We start from the raw sequence: 24,899 nt of genomic DNA on the forward strand, positions 1-24,899 counted from the left end.
CATAAAAGAAAAAATAAGTGAGCAACTGGAGAAGAGGTATGATGAATCACAAAAAATCCGTATTTTACGTGTCGCTAGCCTTTAGTCTGGCGTTAATCAGTTTTGGTGCATTTATTCCTGATAAACTGGAAGCATTTTCACATTCCGCCTTAAGTTTTATCTATAACAACCTAGGTTGGTTCATCCTAGGTTCCGTTTTTATCTTTTTCAGCTTCTGTATGTTTCTCGGTTTTTCCAAATTTGGTCACATACGCCTCGGCGATGACAATGACAAACCGGAATACAGCACGGTCACCTGGATTGCGATGTTATTCAGTGCCTCGATCGGTATCAGCTTGATGTTCTGGGGGGTGGCAGAGCCAGTTTCCTATTATATCAGCCCACCCGTTGGGCAAGGCTTAACAGAACAGTCAGCCAAAGCAGCTATGCAATATGTCTATCTGCACTGGGGGGTTTCCGCATGGGCGTGTTATGCACTCGTCGGTGTGGCTTTAGGCTATTTCCAATTTAGAAAAAAATTGCCATCCTCACTCAGCTCGGTTTTCTATCCTTTAATCGGGGATCGGATCTACGGCTCTGTCGGGAAATGGATCAATATCTTGGTGATGTTGTCCGTCGTCATTGGTATCGCCACATCATTAGGCTTTGGTACACTACAAGTTAACAGTGGTATGAATTACTTATGGGGATTACCCATCAGTATTTATGTACAAATTGGCTTGATCGCAATAATTACCGTTGTTTATGTTGCTTCGACGATCTCTGGATTACAAGGAGCGATAAAACACCTATCAAACTTAAATATCATACTTGCCCTAGGATTGATGGCATTTATATTTTTGTCTGGCCCCACCCAAACTATCTTAAAAGTTTTATTCCAAGGTATTGGTGACTACGTCCAAAATTTTGTCAGTATGTCATTTCGCACTGAGCCCTATAATGACGGCACTTGGATTGCTAACTGGACACTGTTTTACTTTGGCTGGTGGATAGCATGGGCACCATTAGTGGGTAGCTTTGTGGCGCGTATATCAAAAGGAAGAACAATTAAAGAGTTTATGATTGGCGCAGTATTTATTCCTGTATTAAGTGCTTTTGCCTGGTTTGCAGTCATGGGCGGTTCTGCCATTCATTTAATTCAAAACTTAGGTCAAACCGCACTAGCAGATGCTGTAAAAACCGACGTCACATCTGCACTGTTTAAGTTTTTAGACTATTTCCCTGCATCGACATTTATTAGTGTCTTAGCGATTGTTTTAGTGCTGATTTTCTTTATCACATCAGCTAACTCAGCGGTATTTGTACTGGGAATGGTCAGTGAGAATGGCAACCCAAATCCTTCTCATGTTACTAAAACCATTTGGGGTGTCGTTATTGCTGCTATTGCGATTGTGCTAATTATGACGGGTGGCTTATCAGGCTTACAATCAGCACTGGTCGCCATGGCTGTGCCACTATCCATCATGATGCTAATTATGTGTTATTCCACATATAAAGGCCTCAACGAAGAAGTCAACGCACAAGCGGCGGCAAAAAAAGCGTTAAAAGATAATATCCAAATAATTAATAAGCCCATTCTTCCTGAAATTGAAAAATAAATTTCACTAAAAGCACAAAACCCCAGTATGTCTCATGACATATTGGGGTTTTAATTATATTAGTAATAAATTATTTGTTACTTAAATTTATTCATCAGAAAATAGAGTCAAAGCAAGTACTAAAGCATCTTCTCGGCCTTTTTTGGCGGGGTAATAATCTTTACGCACCGTCACTTGATGAAAACCTAGCTTATCGTATAGATGCAAAGCAGATGCATTTGATTCCCTCACTTCTAACCATAACGTGAGAATACCTTTCTTTACGAGTTCTTCAATGAGCTGTTCTAGCAACAAACGGCCATAGCCTTTCCCTTGGTAATCAGGGTGTATGGCAATATTAAACAAGGTCGCCTCATCAAGAACACACTGTGTTATTGCATAACCAACAATTTGATTATTAACAGATATTTTTATGTTATGGTACTTTTCCCCTTGGTTCCCATAAAAAACTCGCTCAGTCCATGGAAAATCATGGCTCAACTTCTCAATTAAGTACGCAGTTGCGAGATCAGATTGCTTTAGTGTTGAAATTTTCATCATATTGATAAATTTGTTTCCATAGTGCCCGTTTAGCGCTACAGCTTGTACTTAGCTCAGACAAAACGGGTGAAGTAAACATGATTTTTGAACCTTCAGGCTGGATTTCATCACCTAATACCCAACATGGTGTTATTATTGGTGTTGGGATTAAACCTAGTTGCTCTGAATTTACACAAACCACATCGTCCTGTGCAATATTCATGGAAAGAAAAATATCTTTTAGCAATTGGCTATTTAAATCAAGGTTCTCATCAGTAATAATAATAAGCTTAGTCGACGCTGGGATCCTTACACCACGCTCACCACGTAACACGGCAGGATTTCTCACCATCCATTGAGTGATCCCCAGTTGTTCTAAAAGCCTGTCACGTCGTGTCATTTGATTTTCCAGTCGCAATTTTACAACCACATCTTATCAAAGGGGATCAATAGCGCCAACAGAGCAATGCTATTTCTCTTATCTTTGGTAAGATGTCATCGGTTTTTTTATTATTTTAGGAGATTGACAGAATATGTCATTACTGACACCTGCCAGCGAAGTTATTCAACGCCATCTCGAACATTTTACAGATCGTCATGTCATTTTGGCCGGTGACATTCAGGATGAGCTCGCTGCAACCTTAGAAGCGGCTAGTGTTCGTGTCATCACCAACCAGTATCATCACTGGCAGCGTTTACAGCTGTTAATGGGAGATATGGCGTTATTCTCTGCCACTACGCCTGCGGAATTTATCCAGCCTTGCGATACTCTCATTTATTTTTGGCAAAAAAACAAGCAAGAAGCCTGTTTCCAACTCGATGACCTTTGTACTCATCTTGCTGCGGGTAGCCAAATTTTTATCGTCGGTGAGAATCGCAGTGGTGTTAAAAGCGCCGAATCCATTATGGAGGGGATCGCTAGCTTACAAAAAATTGACTCCGCACGTCGCTGTGGCTTGTACTATGGTGAATTAGAGCAACCAACCACCTTTGATATTGCTCGCTGGTGGCGTCATTATGAACTTGATAATGTTAGAATTAACGCATTACCAGGGGTGTTTAGCCATAATGAGCTTGATATCGGTAGTGACCTACTGTTATCAACATTAACCGATCCAATGAGTGGTGATCTGCTTGATCTTGCTTGCGGTAACGGTGTGATTGCCGCGGTGATCGGCTCACAAAACCCAGAGATCAAACTTACCTTAAGTGATGTCAGTGCGTCTGCACTAGATTCCGCAGCATCCACTCTTGAGGCCAATAAACTGACTGGTAAAGTCATCGCTAGTGATGCTTACTCAGATATTAACGATAAATTTGATTGGATTATTTCTAACCCGCCATTCCATGATGGCCTAAACACCAGTTATCGTGCGGTTGAAAATATGATTTACCAAGCTCCTAAATACCTGAAAAAAGGGGGCCGCTTGCGGATCGTTGCGAATGCTTTCTTACCATACCCTGATTTACTCGATAAAGCTTTTGGTAGTCACGAAGTACTTGCAAAAACGGGAAAATTTAAAGTTTACCAAGCAGTTAAGCGTTAATTTATACACGAGTAATTTAGGCTAAAGCACAATTTATCATGCTTCTCATTGGCTGGTGATCCTTCACCGGCCATTTTTTCATCAATCAAAAAATACTTCATAAAAAAATTATTGACGTTCGTCGAAATTAGCCTAAAATCCGCACCACATTATTGCTGGTTAAAAGCATTGATGGACCAAAGTTTAGTTAGGTACTGCGAGGGTGGCGGAATTGGTAGACGCGCTAGCTTCAGGTGTTAGTGTCCTATGGACGTGGGGGTTCAAGTCCCCCCTTTCGCACCACTAGCTTTGGGTAAATCACAATAATATAGTATTGATGTGACAGTAGTATTGATGTGACAGTATTGCGAGGGTGGCGGAATTGGTAGACGCGCTAGCTTCAGGTGTTAGTGTCCTTCGGACGTGGGGGTTCAAGTCCCCCCTTTCGCACCACTGGTCAGTCATTTTTTTATAACATCCTGCCCTTTTGACCTTCTCTGTAATGCTAACGCTGTCTTATTTGCCTTATTTACTATAAGACAATAATAAATCATTTAAATAAACCGTTATTTTGAATACCATTCAATTATCAATATCTTTCGATACCACTTTTTTCTGTTCTATTTAATTATCAATTAGATTATAGAGCTACCTTTGTAGTACAAAGGCCATCATAAAACATGCAAGTGAGATCACAGCTGGGATAATCAATAAACGACGAGAGCCACGATTAAATAACATCCCCGCAGTTGCTACCATCATGATAATCATAATGATTTTTAAATTATCTAAGCCCATATTATTGAGTACATAAGCAATGCTCAACAATATCACAGCAAAGACACCCCAAAGGCCAGCGCCTATACGCTTTAAACCTGTGGTTTTTGATATGCTAGTTGGCATAGTGACCTCAACACTTTAAATGATAATGATTATCAATCATATCTAGTTTTTAGTAAATTTCAATGCTTTTTTATTTCACCCCCCTATAAATTAACACTTATTTTACAAAATAAAAACTTACTAAAATAGATAAATAAAGTGAATATCTTCAGGTTCCAATGCAAATAATTCAGGATCAGGTTGTGCAATTAAGGTACAGCCTAGGTATTGATAAAAGTGCACTGTATTTTCTGAAGGCGTCGCAGAAATATATAAGCCTTTTGCCCCTTTTTGCATCGCAATTTCAACACATTGCTGAAATAACATCCCTGCTAAACCTTCGCCACGGTACGAGTGGCTCACATGCAGGAAAGATAATTGCAGTAAGTTTTTTTGCTCACCGCGCCACACATTATCTAAACTTGCAGCAGCAATTAGCTTGCCCTGTTCAAAAACCCCAAGAAATACCGCGCCTTGGTCATAACTTTCCAACAAATGGGGGGTATAGGCTTCAGGTTCACCTTCTGGCCAACCTTTCATATCAAACCGCTGTTTGGATAGCACCAACTCGCCATTTTGATACAGATAAAGGTTTTCAATTAATTCAGTGCGGTCGATAGACCAAACAGATGGGATTTCATCTCGTTGTAGTTCGCGAACTTCTCTCATTATGCCACTCTCATTATTCGTGCCTATGAATAAGCACATTTATTGTTATCAGATAAATCAATTTCTCAAGATAACGGATAAAAAAAGAAGTGCAAATATTTAGTAAGTTTATTGAGGAATGGTTGAAAAATAAGGAGAAAATAGACTAAAAAATAAAAAAATCCCCCGCAACATCCTATTGCGGAGAATTTTCACTACAGGGTTGGTTTATTGCTTCAATCCCATTGCATCGCGCATGGTAAAGAACAAATCAGTTTGGTCAGTTAGACCCATTACGTTTGCCGCATGTGGGCCATAAGCCGCCACACGTAACTGAGCACCGGTGTGCTCTTGTGAATCATCTTCTTCAGAGTTACCGTAATTCACTACCATCACAGAACCGTCTTTAGTAATCAACGCTTGCGTTAAGCCCGTTGATTTTGTGCCTTCTGGAATAATTTGGCTTGAATGTGAATGGTCAGCTGTCACAATAACTAATGTATCACCATGTTTTTTAGCGAAATCTAAGCCAACTTGTACAGCTTGGTCGAGAGCAACTGTTTCACCAATTTGGCCACATGGGTTTGCTTTATGATCTTGCTTATCGATAGAAGCGCTTTCAACCTGTAAGAAGAAACCATTCGGGTTAACTTCTAACAGTTCAATCGCTTTTTTCGTCATTTGAGCTAATGTTGGCGCATTAGGGTCTAACTTAGCGTTCGGTTTACACTCTAACGGCGCATTGTTGATATTACCATAATGAACCGCTTTCGGGCCTTCCCATGCAACCGTCATGTTGCCATCGTGGAATAAGCCAAGAACAGGTTTGTCTTGATTTGCGACTTTAATGCTGTCTAATGATTTAGCATCTCGCACAATATTGTACCCACGTTCAATCGCCTGTTGCTCCAACGTTTTACCTTTGTAGTCACCCGCCTTTGCTTCTTGCTTGAAGCTCTTAGCGCCACCACCAAGTGTGACATCTGGGCGAGTTACCAACAGTTGCTCTGAAATTGAACCACGACCGCCATTTTCTAGCGCGTTAGTCGCACATTTTTCTGTTGTTTCCTCAGGGCCATAACATTTACGCGCACTCACATGCGAAAATTGCGCAGCAGGCGTTGCATCTTGAATCTCGGAAGTTGTGACGTTACCTGTAGCTTTACCATTACGTTTAGCTATCTCAATTAATGTCTCATGGTCGTTACCAAATACATCAATTCCCAATGCGCCATTGTAGGTTTTCACACCGGAAGACCACGAAGTGGCAGACGCGGCAGAATCAGTCACATAGTCGGGTTTTTGTGTTTTTTTATCTAATGCATAATGGGTGTACTGGCCCGTAATTGGCAGCGCATCGATACCTTTAAAGAACCCTGAAGCGCCTTCTGCATAGTTACGAGCAACAGTTATCTCTGAGTCCCCCATACCATCACCAATAAATAAAATCACATTTTTGGCTTGGCCATTGTGAAGTGCCGCTTTCATGATATCAGTTTGCTCTGTCGCTAAACGACGCGCGCCACCAAATTTGGTGATATCACCTTGCGCCGCACGGTTTTCTGACACCGCATCATTTTTATCAGCCGCGTAGGCAGGGACTGTACTCCCTAAAATTAAAGTACTTACCGTGACAGCTAAAAGGGATTTCATAAAATTACCAGTCATAACTGTTTCCTTGCCAATCAATAATGAAAATAGAAGATGTATATTTCAAATAATGAAAGGCATGCTAAAGGAGCCAGATGACAGTTGAATGACGCTTTTATGGCGAAATGAAGACGTTTGTCATAAATGTGAAAAAGCAGCTAAATATAAGCTGCTTTTTATGAATGAGCGTTAGGGCTATTTACCATTGTGACGCAAGTTGGTTTGTTCCCTCATAAAGCGTTTCACACCAAGAAACGTAGTCGTGCCCACTAGGGAGTTCAATGGCATCAACTTGATAACCTTTATGTTTTAGAACATCGAATAACCGGTAGTGGTTTTGAATAATTCCCCCCCAACTACCACGTTGTTCAAATAGGCCAGCCTCAAGGAAAAAACGGATCGGTTGTGTTGGCATCATTTCAATTTCACGAATTAACCATTCAGGGTCTTTATCCTTCGGAGCCCACCAGTAAGATCCTGACATGCTAATGACATTACCGAAAATTTCCGGGTACTGTAACGCATTCCATGTCGCCCCAAGCCCTCCATAGCTGGAACCTGCAATAATCGTATGGCTTGCAGGTGCTTGAACTCCCATTTCCGCGAGCTGAGGCATAAGTTCATCCGCCAGCAACTTAGGAAACGCATCATTAGGAGGAAGCTCATCACCACGACGCGCTGAATTGATGCTGTCCACAAACACAATATTCATCGCTGGGAAACTCCCTTGATCCATCCACTTATCAAAGAATTTATCCATTTGATAGTTTTGCAGGTAAATTTGGCCATCCAATAGCACCAATAGTGCAGGGGTTTCCATTGGGATATTAGGCTGGTAAACCGTTATTTTTCTTTCATTTTTTAATACCTGACTCGCCAACGTAAATGTCTCTAAATGGCCTTTCATCTGCCAGTTTTCTACATCAGGAAAATGACATTGGCGTATATTCGGTACTAATGATAACAACGAAAAACGGTTATATTTATCTACACTTTGCGAAGGAATAACGTGAGAATTATAAGGATCTGACTGCGCAGTGACTAAAATCGCCTTACGTTGAGCAAAGCCGCCCTCTGACACAGAAGGGATATCCGGTGCAATTTTATATTGCGATAACGTATCATTAGGAATGATAAAAGAACGATACCAAATATCCGTTCCCGCCAAGTGGGCCATTCTTTCGTGATTACCCGACGGTGCCCCTAGAATATAAGCATTTGCTTTCGCGCCTCGCCAAAGAAATGTCACGCGTTTTTGTCGATTTGAAAACACCTCAACCAGTGGTGTTCCTTGCGCGGCGACAGCTTGCCAAAATGCGCTTGTATCGCCATTTTGATAATGTTCATCAAGTAAACTTTGTAGCATCGGGCTAATAGGTTCATTATCTTTCTTAATGGCTAAAGGTTGGTACTCGCTGATATCAAACTTTAACTGCCAAGGTTTACCCGGCTCACCATTCAATGCTAAATAATAAACCCCATTTTCTGATACGACATAGTCTGCGCTATGGGGTTCTTGCACCGAGCCATACTCTTGCAATGCACGCACTGGCTGTTTATTGGAGTCCAATAACAGGACCTTGGAAAGGCCTTCACCACGTTGTTTTATAAAATCTTGCTGTGATACTTCAAAAGATAAGCAACTATGGCCCTCGCTATCATGCAGCCCTTCAACAAAGGAAAGCTCAGATAAACGCATGCAGTCAGAATGCGTTGCCATTGCAGTAGATGACAGCAACATACAACCTAAAAGAGGCAAAGATTTCACATCAAATTCCAGCGAGTCAATTGATAATAATTATTACTATCAAAAAACTCTTTTAAACTCAATGGCTCACAGCACGTTTTTCCACCAATTGGTTAATTAACTGCAGCGCACTCAATAAATAATAGCGTTGTTTTTGTACTAATCTCAAATAACGGCGAGTCGCAGGAATACGGCTCACCATTTCTGATGCGGTGTAAGGCTCGATTTCACAACGCCAACGACCATGGCTAAACTCTATTTCGCAATGATTAAATTCCAGCTCTTCTAATGTTTGCCTAATAATGGGGTATTCATTCAGCCATTCAATAACTCTCTGTCCATCCATTTGTTTTGAGACGAAATGGATATGTTTTTTCTTTATACTCCCTCGGGTTTTTACTTCAATTTTTGCATTGATATTATCTGTGCATTGGCCTGACACCGCAAAACGGCTATACACAATGAAAGCAAGAAACAACTTTCTTGGTCGCTCTGTCACCTCAATGGTTAACTCCGGTTGAGGCTGTACAAGGAGCTCTCCGGGTGCTCCCCACTCACATGGATAAGGCGCCATGTCCTTTTCAACACGGTTAAGTGTCAATCCTATTTGATATCCGGCAGGCAAACGTTGCTGAATGAGCTTACCGATTTTTTCCCACAAAGACGGTTTAGGCGAGGTGACGTAATGGCTCAAGTTGGCCTCCTTCCATTTCTTCATCGGCAAAGGAATTTGATAAAACGGATTCAACATCTACGGGTTTAAATGGGTTAACTTTCTGCACGAAAACGGTCCAAATTAATGCATACCCTGCGGTTAAACCTAACATAATGGCAAAAGGAATATAGATATCCGATTTATTCATACCCGGTGGGGTAATGTACACAATAGCTAAAATAATTCCGACACTCGAAATAATTTGCGGTATAGGGAAAAAAGGAGAACGATAAGCACGATGTAAGTCAGGACGACGAATACGCAATAACACCACTGAAATCGTTACCAGCAAGTAAGCCGTTCCCCAAGAACACACCGCCGCCAGTACCAATGGAATGATACGGTCAAGGTCGCCTTGAATAGCAAAAGCATGCAAACACGGGATCATCACGGCCACTAAAATGCCGAATACTGGGGTTTTGAAACGTGGATGTAAATAAGCAAAGATGCGTGGTAATGCCCCATCAAGCGCCATTCCATAAAGAATACGAGGAACCGCTGCCATTAACGTATTAATGGTTGCTCCACCAGCCAATAATAATGCGACACCTATCCAATACTTCCCAAACTCACCCATCACAATTTCAGCAAATGCAGGGATTGCCATTGGTGTTTCCAGTAAACGAGTGCCTGTTTGCGGGTCAACGACCTCATTTTCCACTTGGTTCGCTAAAGCTGCACCGAATAACACCATACAGAGCGCGACACAAAATAGGCCCGTTGTCATCGCGCGAGGGATCACCTTAGCGGAATTTTTAATTTCAGGCGCCATTGGTGTCACTAACTCACACCCAACAAACATGAACATCGCCATACCAACAAAGCTGAGAATCAATGTTGGGTCAGTATTGAGTGGCTGACCAAACCAGCCGTCCATATCGACATGAAAGGGCAATATCAAACCACTCACACTAAAAATCACTAACGTAGACCACATGGCGAATGTCAGTACAACCTCAACCTTACCAAAGGCTTCAATGCCGAATGCATTTAAAATCCCAAACGCGACAACTAATCCCACGCCGACCATCCAAGACGAATTACTGGTTTCTAAGACAGTATTGAGATGCTCAAAATTAACAAGCGCCATAATTCCAGAAAGGATCGTTTCGGCAGTTCCTGCAAACACATGCACAATCAAATAAGCCGAAAGCGCGCCAGTTATCGCCCAAAACCGCCCCATCCCACAAGAGATATAGTCATATACTGAGCCTGACGTTGGTAGAATGGCTGCAGCCTCCGAAAATGTGGTTAGCTGAGCTTGCATCATAATGAAGCTAAGTAGCACGGCTAGGGCAAACGTATCACCACCTATACCGAATCCACTCGTAACGGTTAAAATAACGGGGCTAGCCATAATCAAGCCGGCAGAACTCGCCAATGTGGTCGGAAAGCCAACTTTCCCTTTTTCTAAATGTGTCGACAATTTTGAGGATAAATTCATTTTACATCCCTCTCACTCTCTACCCAGCCATGAATGTGAATTTTTTGTAAAAACAAAGTAACTACACATCCACTATAGAAATAAGCCTAAACAGGCTGCTATCGTTCTAAAGAACGATACCTAGAGAGAGGGGAAATAAAATTTAACTCACGAAAAGTACCCACACTTTGAGAGGAAATAAAAATAATTAAAGTAATATCAATATGTAGCAAGCAATTAACTCATTAATATATTAATAAATAATCCTCTAAAGATACCAAAAAGCTACCAATCAATATTTGTGGAGTTTTTATGCGTTTTAAATACTGCTATCAACCTCACGTTATTAATATGTTTACTTTATGTTAAGGGCATTAAGGAGCATGATAATAATTCGATTAATACACAAGGGAATATGATGAATTCACCATTATTCGAGCCTCATCAACAAACATTAATTGATTGCTGCCTAAATACCATTGCACATATTATTCCAGTTTCTGCTTTGGTGTATTACCTCGTGAATGATCATTGCCAGCCAGGTAACTATGTTCTTCATGGGATCCCGGCAAAAATGCACGAAGAGTATCTCGCTTACTTTCACCAATTTGACCCATTGCACCCTGACCATTTTCGCGGTGATGACTTACGCTTAGTGAGAATGGATCCTGAAATATGCCAGCAAAATCAAGCTTTTTTCCATGATTTTATGCGGCCAAATAATATGACTGATATGGCTGAAATATTTATTCGCCGTAAAAATAAAATTATTGCGGGGATTTCGGTACTGCGAGACAGCCCATTTAGCCAACAAGAAATCATGCGATTAAATGCTATCTTGCCTGTCGCGGAACTAATGACATTCGATGTGTTACCCGACTCGCTAGTGTCTTATACCCCTAAAGAACAAGAAATCATCCATTTAGTACGGGAAGGCGCAAGTAATAAGCGAATTGCCTTATTATTGGGAGTTTCACTATCAACAGTGAAGACTCACTTACGCAATATCTTCACTAAAGCGAATGTGACAAACCGCACCGAGCTTGTATCATCAGGGTTTATCATTCGCCAAGAAAAATGATAATGAATCTAACGGCCACCCGCCGCATCAATAATTGAACCTGTAACATAAGAAGATGCACCACTTAACAGCCATACGATGATTTCAGCAATCTCATGTGGTTCTCCCCCTCTTTTCATCGGTAATTGCGAAGCAACACGGTCAACTCGACCTTCCTCACCGCCATCTTTGTGCATTTGAGTATAAATATAGCCGGGTCGAACGCCATTAACACGTATTCCTACTTCTGCAAGCTCAAGTGATAACCCTTTTGTAATTGAATCTACAGCGCCTTTAGAAGCGGCATAATCAATATATTCCCCTGCAGCACCTAAACGCGCAGCTGCAGATGAAACATTCACAATGGCTTTATCTTTGAATTGATTAAAATGGTAGGCGTGTTTAATAAACTCCCGACAACAAATCAGTAATCCGGTGACATTCGTGGCTAATACCTGATTAATGCGCTCTGCAGTCAGCATCTCTGTACGACACTGCTGAAATAAAATTCCGGCATTATTCACTAAGTAATCTAAGTCACCATATTGTTCTTTGATGGTTGCAAATAATTTAACAACATCATTTTCATCACTGATATCACATTGCAGTGCATTTGCAATCCCCCCCGCAGATTGAATCTCTTGCACAACTTCATCAGCCGCTTGCTGGTGATTTTTATAGTTAATCAGTACATGCATACCAAGGCTGCCCAATTTAATCGCTGTAGCTCGACCAATCCCTCGGCTAGCACCTGTAATCAACACTTTCTTCATACTGTTACCCATAATGAATAATAACGAGCTTTCATCATAACCACGAATAAGCAACGATAGCTATAAAATACAAAAAACCCGGCACGGTGGCCGGGAAATGTGGATTAATTGAATATAAATTGAAACTAATAACGCACCATGACAGATTTTAACTCTGTGTAATACTCAATAAAGGCACTACCAAATTCACGACCAATACCTGATGACTTAATGCCACCAAATGGCACTGCGGGGTCAAGGAAAGTATGCATATTCACCCATACGGTTCCCGCTTCAATGCGTGAAATCATGCGCATTGCTTTACTGAGATCATTTGTCCATAAACTCGCAGCTAAACCAAACGGAGTGCTATTCATCATCTCAATAAGTTCTTCTTCATCATCGTAACTCAAGAAAGTCCCTATTGGCCCAAATGTTTCCTCTTTCATCAATACATCATCCGGGCTATTAGCACGAATAATGGTTGGAGGCACAAAATACCCAGCACCTGCAACTGGCTGGCCACCATAAATAATTTCACTACCCTCTTCGCGAGCCTTTTCAAACAAAGCTAAGATTTTTTCATAATGCGCTTTATTTGCCAGCGGCCCCATCTCGGTTGTTTCATCTAATGGAGAACCCACTTTCATCGCAGACAAACGTGTTTTTAGTTCCGCTAATACTTCATCCATCAATTTAGAGGGAATATAGAACCGCTCAGCAGCTGCACAAATTTGTCCTTGATTTAGATATCCCGCTTCAATAATCCCATTAACAATTTTTTCAACCGAGAGGTCAGCTAAGAATGCTGCGCCGTTTTTCCCACCAAGTTCAAGTGTGACTCGGGTTAATTTACCTTCCATCGCTGAACGCCCTACCGCCAGCCCAGTCGGTACAGACCCCGTAAATGTCACTTTAGAACAAAGCGGATGATGGATCAGTGCGGGCCCAACCTCACGACCACCGCCATTCACGATATTAATGACACCGTCAGGGATCCCTGCCTCTTTTGCTAATTCCACCACTCTGAGCATAGTTAGTGGCGTAAATTCACTTGGTTTCAACACAATCGTACAACCGCATGTTAAAGCCGCGGCTAATTTCCAAATGGAAATCATAATAGAAAAGTTCCAAGGAATGATACCGGCTACAACACCAACGGGTTCACGCTGAGTAAATGCAGAATATTTCTCACCATTAAAAGAAGGCAATGAAACATTCAACGTTTCCCCACTGATTTTTGTCGCCCAACCAGCAAAATAACGCAAGAACTGCGCAGATGACCCCACTTCAAGAAAACGAGATAATTGAATGGTTTTGCCTGAACATAACGTCTCTAACTGGGCTAACTCTTCAAGGTGCTTTTCAAGCAAGTCAGCAAGGCGGTTTAAGCAATTCCCTCTTTCCATTGGTGTGGTATTTGCCCAACCCCCTTTAAACGCAGTATGAGCTGCATTCATTGCGGCATCCACTTCTGCTAAGGTCCCTTCTTTTACTTTCGCGATAACCTGTTCTGTGGCTGGGTTAACAACATCAAAAAAAGTATCGCCCTTGCCAGAAACCGGTAACCCGTTGATAAAATGACCGTGCTGGCGCTTCAAAAACTCACTGACTTCTGGTAATAGGCTTAACTCGCTCATTGTTATCACTCCACTAAATAGAAATTAATTAGGCATTTACACAAGCTAAGTAGTGTTTTACGAAGCGTGGTGTTTCAATTTCCCATAAAACTTCAGTACCTTTCGCAGCAAACCATGTATCGCCTTTATGGTATTCAACCGTCACACCGGTTTTCACATCCGTTAACTTCACCGAACCTTCGTGAACTGTCGCCATTTCATCAAATGGATATACCATTTTAAACTTACCTTTAGTACAAGCAAAAATACCGCAGGTCAGGTTATCCGTTGGTTCACCGTGGATCATCGCAACACTCGCTTGAGGGTCGCCTTCAACAACCACAGAACCTAAGTTTGTCACACTACCAATATTTAATAGTTCTGGCAGTGGTTTGTTTAACAGTAATGGACTGATCATAATTTTTACCTTTAATCGATTTAAATAAACTAGTTAAGTGGATAACGAATTAGCGGCGACCTTGCCAATAACCGGATGTCTGATGCATTATTTTTGCCAGTGAAACAATCACATTACGCATGCTATCTTTACCAATAATATTAGCGTGCGGGATAGAACTCATTAAGTCATAACGATGAGAACCTTCTACCATCCCTTCAGCCAAGACTTTGCACACAATCTGGCTAGGCGTAACACCAAAACCTGAATAGCCCTGTGCATAAAACACATTTTTATGTTGTGGTAATGAGCCAATTTGTGGAAATAAATTTGCACTACATGCCATCGGTCCACCCCAAGCTAGTTCAATTTTGACATCTTTGAGGTAAGGAAAGACTTTTAGCATTAAATTACGATTCCATGCTTTAAGATCAGATGGAATGTATTCAAGAAAATGCGTTGAACTACCGAATAATAAGCGATTTTCATTCGTTACTCGGTAGTAATCTATAACGGGGCGAATGTCACTATAAGCACCACGGATTGGGCTAATTTGCTCAATTAATTCATCAGGCAATTCTTCAGTCATTAATTGATATGCGTAAGTATTAATGGTTTTAGGGTAAAGCGTCGGCTCAAGACCATTTAGAAATGAGTCACAAGCCCATAGCATTTTCTGTGCTTTAACTGTTCCCATCGCAGTTCTAACTTTGATGGTATTACCATACTCCACATTTAATACTTGGCTATTTTCAAATATTTTAGCGCCATATATTTCACTAATCGCTTTCGCTTCACCCAATAATAAATTCAATGAGTGAACATGCCCACCACCCATGTGCTTGATACCACAGGTATAAGCATCGGAACCAATAATCTGTTTTAGTTCTGAACCACTGTAAAATTCAATTTCTTCATCAGGATCAACTGACTTGAAGTCTTTTAACCAGCTACGTAAGGTCTTTTCTTGGCGCTTGTTGCTTCCTAAGTATGCGTAACCACGGCAAAAGTCTGCATCAATATCATATTTGGCGATGCGATCACGCATGATCCCCGCGCCCATATTACTGAGTTTAAAAATCGTTTCTAAACCCTCTGGCCCAACATATTTTTTAATTGCATCGATATCATGACCAATGCCTGCCATCACTTGGCCGCCATTTCGCCCTGAACCACCATAGCCAAGATGACGCCCTTCCAAAATAGCAATATTGGTGATCCCTTTCTCACATAGCTCTAGTGCGGTATGGATCCCAGAGAAGCCGCCACCGATGATCACGACATCAACATCAAGATCTTCCTTTAATGTCGGAAAACGTAAGTCATACTTCTTCGTTGCAGCATAGTAAGTCAATGATTCTACTTGGTTATTCATTATGGATACCCTATTTAGTATCTTTCGATAACCCGATTATCTTAACCTTACATTAACAATTACATAGCCCTTTAGGGACATTCGAAACATAAAGTTAACAAATGTGAGCCAAGTAGAATATTTAAATAGTAACGAAATTCACAAAAAATATTAAACAACCAAAAAAATCAAGTAATTAACAAACTATTCTCATATTAACAATATTGTTTATTAATTTTAATTCATTAAGACCATCTAGACAAAATCAAAAAAAATAACGTAATAACAAAAAAGACAGCATCCCATAAAACCATATCAAATCAATATATTACGATAATTTGTACTTAACTCAGCCTATTCATTAATAAGTTAAATAATTCGACTTGTGAGTTAATACTTAACTTTTGATAGATATTCTTACGGTGATTTTTCACTGTCCCTAAACTAATGAAAAGCGCCTGTGCAATTTGTGGTGAGCCTTTACCCGCTAAAATTAACTCGACAACTTCACACTCTCTGGGGGTCAGCCCAAATCGTGTTTGCATATCTGTATTTTGGTAGTGATTCGACACCGAAGAAGGAGAAATATCTTTATGAAGTTTGACCATACTACGAATGATATCGAAGGCATCTTTAAGTGGCGCTTGCGTATATTTTTCCGAGAAAAAAGGCCTATCTTCATTACCAAAAAAAATACCTAATTGCCTATCATCTGAAATATCTAATAACAGCCCAGCCTCATCGCACCACCCCGTTTTGCGATAAAAATTGAGATAATAGTCCGTATGATAAAATCCTTTAGGTGCGAGTTCTTTTAGTGTTAACACTTTGGAAGCGCCTCCTCTTTGGATTTCTTGGTAGAATGGGTCCATTAAATAAGCACCTCGTTGATAGATTCTGTTAATACTATCGCTATTACGGCGCTCTACTTTGGAAAGAAATCGGGGTGGCACTCCTTTTTCAAAGGAGTAAACAATCGCATTATCGAATGCAATAAGTGAAGACAACCATGATAATAAATTAGGGTAAAACTGATTAGTTGCAACAGAATCAATAACATCAGGTAATCTTTCTAGATAGTTCTCCACTCTGCCTCCTCAATCATTAACTCGTTAATAAAAACCCTCTAGGCGGTTTCATTTATATTGCTTAAAACTACATAAAGAACACATTATCTTTATAAACTCAACACGATTGTTATTAATATGTTAATCACATCACTCCTCATTAGTTACCCTAATGAATAGTTTCATTACATTAGCATTCATGAAAATAGAACTTACGTCACATAAAAATAAATTCATCCCTATATTATGTTAATCAAAAGTAAATAACCTAAGAAAAGGAGAAATAATGTCTAAAAATAAAATTATTATCGATTGTGACCCTGGCCATGATGATGCAATGGCAATTTTCTTAGCATTAGGCAATTCAAATATAGAGTTACTTGCGGTAACGACTGTCGTCGGAAACCAAACTTTAGATAAAGTTACTCATAATGCACGCGCAATTATGGAATTCGTTAGTGCAAATAATATCCCTATCGCTGCGGGTTGCTCTCGACCACTCGTGAGAACCATTCAGACAGCCCCAGAAGTTCACGGTACAACAGGCCTTGACGGCACTCACCTCCCCGAACCTAAATTACCTATTGATCCGCGCCATGCTGTTGACTTAATTATTGATACGCTAAAGTCACATCCCCCTAAAACGGTGACTCTCGTCCCGATTGGAGGACTCACAAATATTGCTTTGGCAGTAAGAAAAGCACCTGAAATTGTAGAGTTAGTCAAAGAAGTGGTATTAATGGGAGGAGGCTACCATACAGGTAACCGTACTGCAGTCGCTGAGTTCAATATCCTTATAGACCCTGAGGCGGCTCATATCGTATTTAATGAAACTTGGCCTATCACTATGATTGGGCTAGACCTTACACACCAAGCAAGGCCAGACGACCAAATAATGGAAACAATTGCTGCGTTAAACACACCTGTAAGTGATTTTGTTGTTGAGTCCCTAAATTACTACACTGCTGGTTACCGCAGACGTAATGGCTATACTGACCATGCTCCAGTTCATGACCTATGTGCTGTTGCTTATGTTATCGACCCATCCATAATGGAAACGATTAAAGCCCCGATTGATATCGAACTACAGGGCGCTTTAACAACAGGTATGACCGTGACTGACTTTCGCCACCCCGCTAAAGCAGATTGCCACACACAAGTTGCGACAAAGTTAGATAACCCACAGTTATGGGATATGTTTATTGCTTCTCTAAAGCAATTAGAAAAATAGAAAACAAAAAAGGTAGCCTATTAAAATAGCTACCTTTTCCGCAAATTATGATTTGATAATTTCTTTTAGCTTTGTGTAGCGCCTAATTAATCGCCATTTTAATTTTACTGTAGTTGCATGTGCCCACACAATTTGCCAATAACCCTTATCAAAAAATAGTTGTACCATTTCTTTCTGTACATCTGGTGATTTGATAGCTAATAGCGCTTGAATCACCCCTAAGCCTTCTTTTCCTACCTGCCATAGACAAGCCGGTGCTTGTTTAACTTGTTCAGGATAACGCTGGTAAATATTTAACAGCATATCAATAATTTTCAAATAGGTTTTTATCTTACGGACTGAACGTTCATCACCACTCAATGAGTGAGAAACAGATTGGTTATGGATTAAATATCGATAGTATTGTTCATTGATGAATTGCACGCGCTTTGCCACGAGCAACACTTCTGTTGTCCAAGGAATGTCTTGGTGATGTAATTTGGGTTCAAAGAAAAACTTGTGTTCGCGCAACATGTCTAAACGATATAAATTCAGCCAAGTTACATGCAAAAACTTGCGAGAGCTTAAGCCAATTTCAAGCCATTCAGGACCTGAAATGACACCAGTTGACGGGACTTTATTCGGTGGAAAAATTGCCTTTGGGGCATCACCATTAGTGTAAACATAAGTCCCATTACAGGTTGCAACATCGAGATTATTTGATAATGCGATTTCTAATAAGCGCCCATACATTTGTGAGCTAATTTCATCATCAATATCAGGGAATGTAATGTATTTCCCGGTGGCCTCAACCATCCCTGTATTGCGAGCAACTGAGACACCTTGGTTTTCTTGATAAAGCACTTTCAAATGTACAAATTTATCTGCATAAGACTTAATGATGTCTTCACTTTTATCTTTAGAGCCATCATTTACAACAATCAGTTCCCAATTTTCTAATTTTTGTGCGATTAAGCTATCAAAGAACTGAGGTAAAAATTTTTCACCGTTATATACAGCAACGACAATACTCAAAACTGGCTGAGAAGACATGTATTATAACCCTATACCAATCTATTAAAAATTATTTATAAACTAAATAATTAAACCAAACATAAAGTAAGATAGTAGATAACTGTATGTTATTTTACTAAAATTAATAGTTTAGAAACGAAAAAATCATATTGGTTCCATTGTCATAAAAATTTAATAATTCAAAATTCAGACTTTTCAACTGCAGTGGGATTATCTTATTTGTAAATATGGCTTATGTTGTAGTGAACTAATTATCCATTAACTGACCTAATAAACATTAATGACACCTTAAAAAAATATTGAGGATACCCTTGTGGCTGGAAGTAGCTTACTCACCTTACTTGATGATATTGCCGCTGTACTAGACGATGTTTCCGTCATGACTAAAATGGCAGCCAAAAAAACCTCTGGAGTTTTAGGTGATGACCTCGCGCTAAATGCCCAGCAAGTCACAGGTGTTCGTGCAGATAGGGAGATCCCTGTTGTTTGGTCCGTCGCTAAAGGGTCATTTATTAATAAATTAATACTTGTTCCTTTAGCGTTATTAATCAGTGCCTTTATTCCTTGGGCCATCACACCACTACTTATGGTTGGTGGGGCCTACCTTTGTTTTGAAGGCGCAGAAAAAATAACTCATAAGCTCTTGCATTCTAACGTAAAAAATACTGTTTCCCAAAACCAGTTACAGTTATCAGAAGAACAACTTAAGGAATTTGAAAGTAAAAAAATCAAAGGGGCTATTCGTACTGATTTTGTTTTATCAGCCGAAATCATTGCTATCACACTAGGCATTGTTTCCACTACCACTTTTATCAACCAAGTGGCCGTACTCTCTATCATTGCTATCGTAATGACTATCGGTGTATATGGCTTAGTTGCAGGGATTGTCAAATTAGATGACTTAGGCTTTTATTTACAGAAGAAAACTTCATCCTTATTAAAAAAATGTGGTAATTCATTGATTTATGCAACCCCTTATCTGATGAAAACATTATCTGTTGTAGGGACTGCCGCGATGTTTATGGTCGGTGGTGGTATTCTAACCCACGGTATCAGCTATATTTCAGAATGGATTACCGAAATATCGTTTACTGCAACCTTAACACCGATCATTGGTAGTACTATGCATTTTATCCTACCAACTATAATTAATTTATTTTTTGGGCTAGTAACAGGTCTAATCCTTGTTGCGATAATCTCACTATTCAAAAAATTAAAAAAAGCTTAAAACAAAAAGGTAGCTCTATCCATTAGGGCTGCCCTTCTTTCTATCATTGATATGATTATCAAAAATACTTTCGATGTATATTAGTTTACATATTGATTTACTTCGATATTTAAACTGATCTAAATCAAAAGAAACTCATCTTTAATTTACGCTATAATACGTAAATTCACTCACAGCAAAATAAAATTTAATCTTATATATCAATAAATAACACGATAAAACTCAACAGAGAATTTTATTTTCTATTTACTATTCTGTTATAAATCCCAAAAATTACTACCAAAGTAGTATATTTAATATTCAAACCTTTATGAACAATACTAGAAGTATGCATTTTAAGTTCACTAGTACGACTTTTTAAGGAAGTGACACATGCCCACGCTGTATCGTCGATTTTCAATCATTAACCAAGTGATCGGCCTAATGCTACTTATTGCGATCTTAGGAATTATTGGGATGACGATTTCCAATCGAATGATTATAAGTGTGCAAGGTAATGCTCATGCAATAAATAAATCAGGTTCACTACGAATGCAGAGCTACAGATTACTTTCTCTAGTCCCTTTAAATACCCAGAATCAGCGTTATCTCGATGCATTAGAATCTGACCTCATCAGTCCAGAACTGACTCAAGTTGTAAAGATCGAAAATTTAACGCCTCAATTTGATGAACTCTACAATTACTGGCTACATATCTTGAAACCCTCATTAATGAAAGCAAATGCCCCTAATGATGCAAGATACGAAGTTATATCATTTGTAAGTAAACTAGATGAATTAGTTCATAACATTGATGAGAAAACGGAAAGAAAGATTGCTTATGTTGCCATGACACAACTGATTTTTATCAGTTTAGTATTCTTATTACTGATGGGAACTATCTGGCACCTGAGAAAAAAAATTTATTACCCATGGGTTAAATTATTATCAATGGTCAATGCGATTGGACGAAAAGATTTTAGCCAACGCTACCCTAAAAATAATAGGCAAGATGAGCTAAATGCGTTAGGAGAGACTCTGAACCAAATGTCGGATGAATTAGCGCTAAGTTATCATCAGCTTGAAGAAAGGGTTGCAGAGAAAACTGCAGACTTAATCACAAAAAATAAAGTGTTATCATACTTATATCAATCAAGCCAAATCCTTCATTCATCAGATCCTCTCTACTTGCGATTACAAAAAGTCCTTATTGAACTAGAAAATATTACCATACTCAAAAATCTCAGTTTACGGTTGTATGAAGAAAGCAACGAAACATATTTTCACGAAATATGCTGCCATTCAACCGGGTTATCAGAAGTGAATACAACGCAGCTAGAACAACAAGCTTCAATCGAAAAACCGCTCAGCTTACAGTGGGATTTATCAGACAATATGCATCGTTATGGCATTATTATTGGAGAGATTGAAGATAACCAAATACTTTCAGATGAACAAAATAGCCTCGTTTCTGTTTTAGCTAAACAAATCTCTGGTATGTTAGCCATGGAGCACCAGATAGAACAACAGCAACAGTTACTTATCATGGATGAGCGCTCTGCAATTGCGCGTGAACTTCATGACTCGATTGCTCAATCTTTATCTTGTTTAAAAATGCAAATTAGCTATCTGCAATTACAGCCAGAGCCATTACCAGAAAAACCTCAACAACTGTTAACAGAAATGCGTAGCGAGATTAATACCGCATATAGCCAGTTAAGAGAATTATTAACTACATTTAGGCTTAAATTAATGGAACCGGGTTTACTTCCCTCATTAGAAAGTACTATTAGTGAATTTAGTGAACGCACAGGGTATACAATAGGCTTAAATTACGACCTACCCGCGAAAAGTATTTCACCGCATCAATCTATTCATATAATACAAATAGTCCGAGAAGCATTAACTAATATTTTAAAACACGCTAATGCAAAGTGGGCTGAGGTTTCATTAAACCAGTATGATGGTATTGTTACCATTACAGTTACTGACGATGGTACAGGGATCACGTCAAATACTGATAAACTTAACCATTATGGGCTTATTATTATGAGAGAAAGAGCATTAAGCCTTAATGGAAATTGTTGTATTACACCTAGGCCTCAAGGTGGAACAGAGGTAAAAGTTACCTTCCCTTTATCTGACGCTTAACATACCGGAAAATCATCTATGGAAAATACAAATATAGTGAACGAAAAATCAACCATTCTACTTATTGATGATCATCCGATGCTAAGAAATGGAGTCAAGCAATTGATTAGTTTGGAGTCTTCATTGCAAGTTATCGGTGAAGCTGGAGATGGTAAAACTGGCATACAGATCGCTGAAGAGCAAGATCCTGACCTTATCTTACTTGACCTCAACATGCCAGGCATGAATGGTTTTGAAACTCTCGATGAACTTAGGAAGCGAGAGCTATCAGGTAGAATTATTCTTTTTACCGTTTCTAATTATAGTGATGATTTAGTCAATGCACTAAAAAGAGGTGCCGATGGTTATTTACTAAAAGATATGGAGCCTGAAGAGCTTATCGTAGCCCTTAAAGAAGCTGCAAGCGGTAAGTTAGTTGTCAGCCCAACATTAGCATCTGTGCTTGCTGAATCACTAAGAGATAACACCACACAGGATGATAATAATATTGCTTCATTGACACCAAGAGAAGCCGATATTTTAGAACTGATCTCTCAGGGTTTATCAAATAAAATGATAGCTCGTAAACTCGATATTGCAGAAAGCACAGTAAAAGTACATGTTAAACATTTACTAAAAAAACTCAATTTAAAATCAAGAGTTGAAGCTGCAGTTTGGGTTTTACAACAAAAATAATTTTTACTCTCACAGCTATATCACCTTATGATAGCTGTGAGTTAAAAATAATTATATTTATAATTAAACAGCTCTAATATGCAAACTTATATTTTTAATTATACTAAACTAGAGCAATCATTTAATAACGGAAAATAATATAAATGAAAGATGAATTAATTTTAGTCGATGAGCATGACCAACCTATTGGGGTTATGCCAAAGCTATTGGCACATCAGCTCGGTCATCTACATCGAGCATTCTCAGTATTTATCTTTAATGAGAAAAATGAGCTACTAATTCAACAACGTGCTTTTCATAAGTATCATTCAGCGGGACAATGGGCAAATTCTTGCTGCAGTCATCCTAGACCAAATGAAGATACTCAGAAAGCTGCTGAACGTAGGCTTCAAGAGGAATTAGGTTTTGTCACTCCATTGACGCACATAGGTTCCTTAATTTATAAAGCAGATGTTCAGGGAGGCTTAATTGAACATGAGTATGACCATATTTTTATTGGTTATTATAACCAATATATTCAACCAAATAGAGAAGAAGTCTCATCTACAAGGTGGGTAAGCCTTCCTCAATTAAAACAAGAGATCGTTCTTACTCCTGAAATTTTCACACCTTGGTTCAAAAAGATATTAGAAGAATTTCCTTTATTAGATTTTAAATAAATATGTTTTATAACATTTTTATGGATAATTTAACTTTCTAATCTTCATTTTTAATTATGAAGAATATTTATATCTATTTGTAGCATTATAAATATTCAAGTAATAAACATAATATTATTAAACTCCACTTAGTAATAGTATTGATTTAAGTTTAAGTTTAAGTTTAAGTTTAAGTTTAAGTTAGATTAATTAATATTTTCTCCCGCCCTATCTTCAACAATAAATATAATTGATAATTTTTATTTAACCCACTCTCTTTATCAATAAATCTAACTCATATTTTTATATAAAAATTAATCAGTTAGAAAATTACTACCACCTTATTTTCTACATTTTATTACTTTCCTTCCAGCTATATTTTTATATTTCCATAACAAGTGAGCTGTTACTTACTGCTTTACCACAAGCAATTACATTCACCCCAGCAATGGATAATTGTCGACTCAATATACTTATTTGATTTTATTGAAATTAACTATACTTAGTTAAGAAACAAGTGAGTTGTTACTTACTACTTTGTATCTAAAACATCCATTCATCACGCCAATACAAACGCTTTTCTTCCATTGCTCTTCCTAACTCCCGTCACCCCACCACCATCACCAGCAACCACTGTCCCCTTCAACATGTGAGCTGTTACTTACTACTTTGTATCTAAAACATCCATTCATCACGCCAATACAAACGCTTTTCTTCCATTGCTCTTCCTAGCTCCTGTCACCCCACCACCATCACCGGCAGTCACCGCCCCACCTCAACAAGTGAGTTGTTACTTACTACTTTGGCTCAAGTGATGTCATTCATCACCGTGATGGAGAAACACCCAGTCCACAGTACTCACGTGATATTCTTAAATTTTTTTCCACAAAATAACCTGTGAGTTGTTACTCACTACTTTACGTCTAGAATGTCCATTCGTCACACTGATACACTCCATTGCTCCTCCTCGCTCCCCTCACCCCACTACCATCACCGGCAGTCACCGCCCCCTTCAACATGTGAGCT

Annotated in this window: 22 protein-coding genes and 2 tRNA genes; 10 read left to right on the plus strand and 14 right to left on the minus strand. The window is 39.2% G+C overall.

Annotated features, from left to right (window positions below; translation table 11 throughout):
- The first annotated feature begins 38 nt into the window (after positions 1-38).
- Positions 39-1,598, plus strand: a complete 1,560-nt coding sequence (locus PR800_RS13070) for a BCCT family transporter (protein WP_202981448.1) — start codon at positions 39-41, stop codon at positions 1,596-1,598.
- Positions 1,599-1,685: 87 nt separating this feature from the next.
- On the opposite strand, the gene rimI is transcribed toward PR800_RS13070, so the two are convergent.
- Positions 1,686-2,138: a ribosomal protein S18-alanine N-acetyltransferase gene (gene rimI / locus PR800_RS13075; RefSeq protein WP_102140296.1), complete on the minus strand. Its 453-nt coding sequence runs from the start codon at positions 2,136-2,138 to the stop codon at positions 1,686-1,688.
- Positions 2,107-2,517 carry a DNA polymerase III subunit psi gene (locus PR800_RS13080; protein WP_102140297.1) on the minus strand — a complete coding sequence of 137 codons (411 nt, stop codon included), beginning with the start codon at positions 2,515-2,517 and terminating at the stop codon, positions 2,107-2,109. The genes rimI and PR800_RS13080 overlap by 32 nt, the downstream gene beginning before the upstream one ends.
- Positions 2,518-2,650: 133 nt before the next feature.
- Here PR800_RS13080 and rsmC point away from each other — a divergent pair, with 133 nt between their 5' ends.
- The 3 genes from rsmC to PR800_RS13095 all read left to right on the plus strand — a co-directional run bounded on the left by rsmC (position 2,651) and on the right by PR800_RS13095 (position 4,096).
- Entirely contained in the window at positions 2,651-3,664 is a 1,014-nt protein-coding gene (gene rsmC, locus PR800_RS13085) for a 16S rRNA (guanine(1207)-N(2))-methyltransferase RsmC (RefSeq protein WP_272531021.1), read from the plus strand.
- 196 nt (positions 3,665-3,860) lie between these two features.
- Positions 3,861-3,946, plus strand: a tRNA-Leu gene (locus PR800_RS13090).
- Positions 3,947-4,010: 64 nt separating this feature from the next.
- Positions 4,011-4,096, plus strand: a tRNA-Leu gene (locus PR800_RS13095).
- A gap of 195 nt (positions 4,097-4,291) precedes the next feature.
- Here the strand turns inward: PR800_RS13095 and PR800_RS13100 are convergent.
- From PR800_RS13100 to PR800_RS13125, 6 genes are all read right to left on the minus strand, one after another.
- Positions 4,292-4,546 carry a DUF1435 family protein gene (locus PR800_RS13100; protein WP_004905763.1) on the minus strand — a complete coding sequence of 85 codons (255 nt, stop codon included), beginning with the start codon at positions 4,544-4,546 and terminating at the stop codon, positions 4,292-4,294.
- Positions 4,547-4,666: 120 nt separating this feature from the next.
- Positions 4,667-5,194: a GNAT family N-acetyltransferase gene (locus PR800_RS13105; RefSeq protein ID WP_102140314.1), complete on the minus strand. Its 528-nt coding sequence runs from the start codon at positions 5,192-5,194 to the stop codon at positions 4,667-4,669.
- 207 nt (positions 5,195-5,401) lie between these two features.
- Positions 5,402-6,841: an alkaline phosphatase gene (phoA, locus tag PR800_RS13110; RefSeq protein ID WP_102140299.1), complete on the minus strand. Its 1,440-nt coding sequence runs from the start codon at positions 6,839-6,841 to the stop codon at positions 5,402-5,404.
- A 181-nt stretch (positions 6,842-7,022) separates the two neighbouring features.
- Positions 7,023-8,591, minus strand: a complete 1,569-nt coding sequence (locus tag PR800_RS13115; protein ID WP_272531022.1) for an alpha/beta hydrolase-fold protein — start codon at positions 8,589-8,591, stop codon at positions 7,023-7,025.
- Between the two features lie 58 nt (positions 8,592-8,649).
- The gene (locus tag PR800_RS13120) at positions 8,650-9,264 is read right to left on the minus strand and encodes a DUF3156 family protein (protein WP_272531023.1); all 615 of its coding nucleotides are present in this window, start codon (positions 9,262-9,264) and stop codon (positions 8,650-8,652) included.
- On the minus strand, positions 9,239-10,729 hold the full coding sequence (locus PR800_RS13125; RefSeq protein ID WP_272531024.1) for an APC family permease: 1,491 nt from the start codon (positions 10,727-10,729) through the stop codon (positions 9,239-9,241). Before PR800_RS13125 ends, PR800_RS13120 begins: the two co-directional genes overlap by 26 nt.
- 397 nt (positions 10,730-11,126) lie before the next feature.
- Here PR800_RS13125 and PR800_RS13130 point away from each other — a divergent pair, with 397 nt between their 5' ends.
- Complete coding sequence (locus PR800_RS13130) at positions 11,127-11,789, plus strand: LuxR C-terminal-related transcriptional regulator (RefSeq protein ID WP_272531026.1); 663 nt, start codon at positions 11,127-11,129, stop codon at positions 11,787-11,789.
- An 8-nt stretch (positions 11,790-11,797) separates the two neighbouring features.
- On the opposite strand, the gene PR800_RS13135 is transcribed toward PR800_RS13130, so the two are convergent.
- The 5 genes from PR800_RS13135 to PR800_RS13155 all read right to left on the minus strand — a co-directional run bounded on the left by PR800_RS13135 (position 11,798) and on the right by PR800_RS13155 (position 16,978).
- On the minus strand, positions 11,798-12,541 hold the full coding sequence (locus tag PR800_RS13135; protein ID WP_102140302.1) for an SDR family oxidoreductase: 744 nt from the start codon (positions 12,539-12,541) through the stop codon (positions 11,798-11,800).
- Between the two features lie 125 nt (positions 12,542-12,666).
- The gene (locus PR800_RS13140; protein ID WP_272531027.1) at positions 12,667-14,160 is read right to left on the minus strand and encodes an aldehyde dehydrogenase family protein; all 1,494 of its coding nucleotides are present in this window, start codon (positions 14,158-14,160) and stop codon (positions 12,667-12,669) included.
- Between the two features lie 28 nt (positions 14,161-14,188).
- Entirely contained in the window at positions 14,189-14,557 is a 369-nt protein-coding gene (locus PR800_RS13145) for a cupin domain-containing protein (RefSeq protein WP_102140304.1), read from the minus strand.
- A 49-nt stretch (positions 14,558-14,606) separates the two neighbouring features.
- Entirely contained in the window at positions 14,607-15,911 is a 1,305-nt protein-coding gene (locus PR800_RS13150; RefSeq protein WP_210844514.1) for an NAD(P)/FAD-dependent oxidoreductase, read from the minus strand.
- 323 nt (positions 15,912-16,234) lie between these two features.
- The gene (locus PR800_RS13155) at positions 16,235-16,978 is read right to left on the minus strand and encodes a helix-turn-helix transcriptional regulator (protein ID WP_272531029.1); all 744 of its coding nucleotides are present in this window, start codon (positions 16,976-16,978) and stop codon (positions 16,235-16,237) included.
- 265 nt (positions 16,979-17,243) lie between these two features.
- Here PR800_RS13155 and uriH point away from each other — a divergent pair, with 265 nt between their 5' ends.
- Complete coding sequence (gene uriH, locus PR800_RS13160) at positions 17,244-18,188, plus strand: uridine-preferring nucleoside hydrolase UriH (protein ID WP_102140307.1); 945 nt, start codon at positions 17,244-17,246, stop codon at positions 18,186-18,188.
- A 45-nt stretch (positions 18,189-18,233) separates the two neighbouring features.
- On the opposite strand, the gene PR800_RS13165 is transcribed toward uriH, so the two are convergent.
- Complete coding sequence (locus PR800_RS13165) at positions 18,234-19,220, minus strand: glycosyltransferase (protein ID WP_102140308.1); 987 nt, start codon at positions 19,218-19,220, stop codon at positions 18,234-18,236.
- Positions 19,221-19,515: 295 nt separating this feature from the next.
- Between PR800_RS13165 and PR800_RS13170 the strand changes: the two genes are divergently transcribed.
- From PR800_RS13170 to idi, 4 genes are all read left to right on the plus strand, one after another.
- On the plus strand, positions 19,516-20,430 hold the full coding sequence (locus tag PR800_RS13170; RefSeq protein ID WP_272531031.1) for a DUF808 domain-containing protein: 915 nt from the start codon (positions 19,516-19,518) through the stop codon (positions 20,428-20,430).
- 372 nt (positions 20,431-20,802) lie between these two features.
- Entirely contained in the window at positions 20,803-22,560 is a 1,758-nt protein-coding gene (gene narX / locus PR800_RS13175; protein ID WP_272531033.1) for a nitrate/nitrite two-component system sensor histidine kinase NarX, read from the plus strand.
- 18 nt (positions 22,561-22,578) lie between these two features.
- On the plus strand, positions 22,579-23,235 hold the full coding sequence (gene narL / locus PR800_RS13180; protein WP_102140311.1) for a two-component system response regulator NarL: 657 nt from the start codon (positions 22,579-22,581) through the stop codon (positions 23,233-23,235).
- A 143-nt stretch (positions 23,236-23,378) separates the two neighbouring features.
- Positions 23,379-23,894 (plus strand): isopentenyl-diphosphate Delta-isomerase, encoded by a 516-nt coding sequence (gene idi / locus PR800_RS13185; RefSeq protein WP_102140312.1) that lies wholly within the window; start codon positions 23,379-23,381, stop codon positions 23,892-23,894.
- The last annotated feature ends 1,005 nt before the right edge of the window (positions 23,895-24,899 follow it).

It is taken from the genome of Providencia sp. PROV205 (genome assembly GCF_028479505.1).
GTDB classification, from domain to species: Bacteria; Pseudomonadota; Gammaproteobacteria; order Enterobacterales; family Enterobacteriaceae; genus Providencia; species Providencia huaxiensis.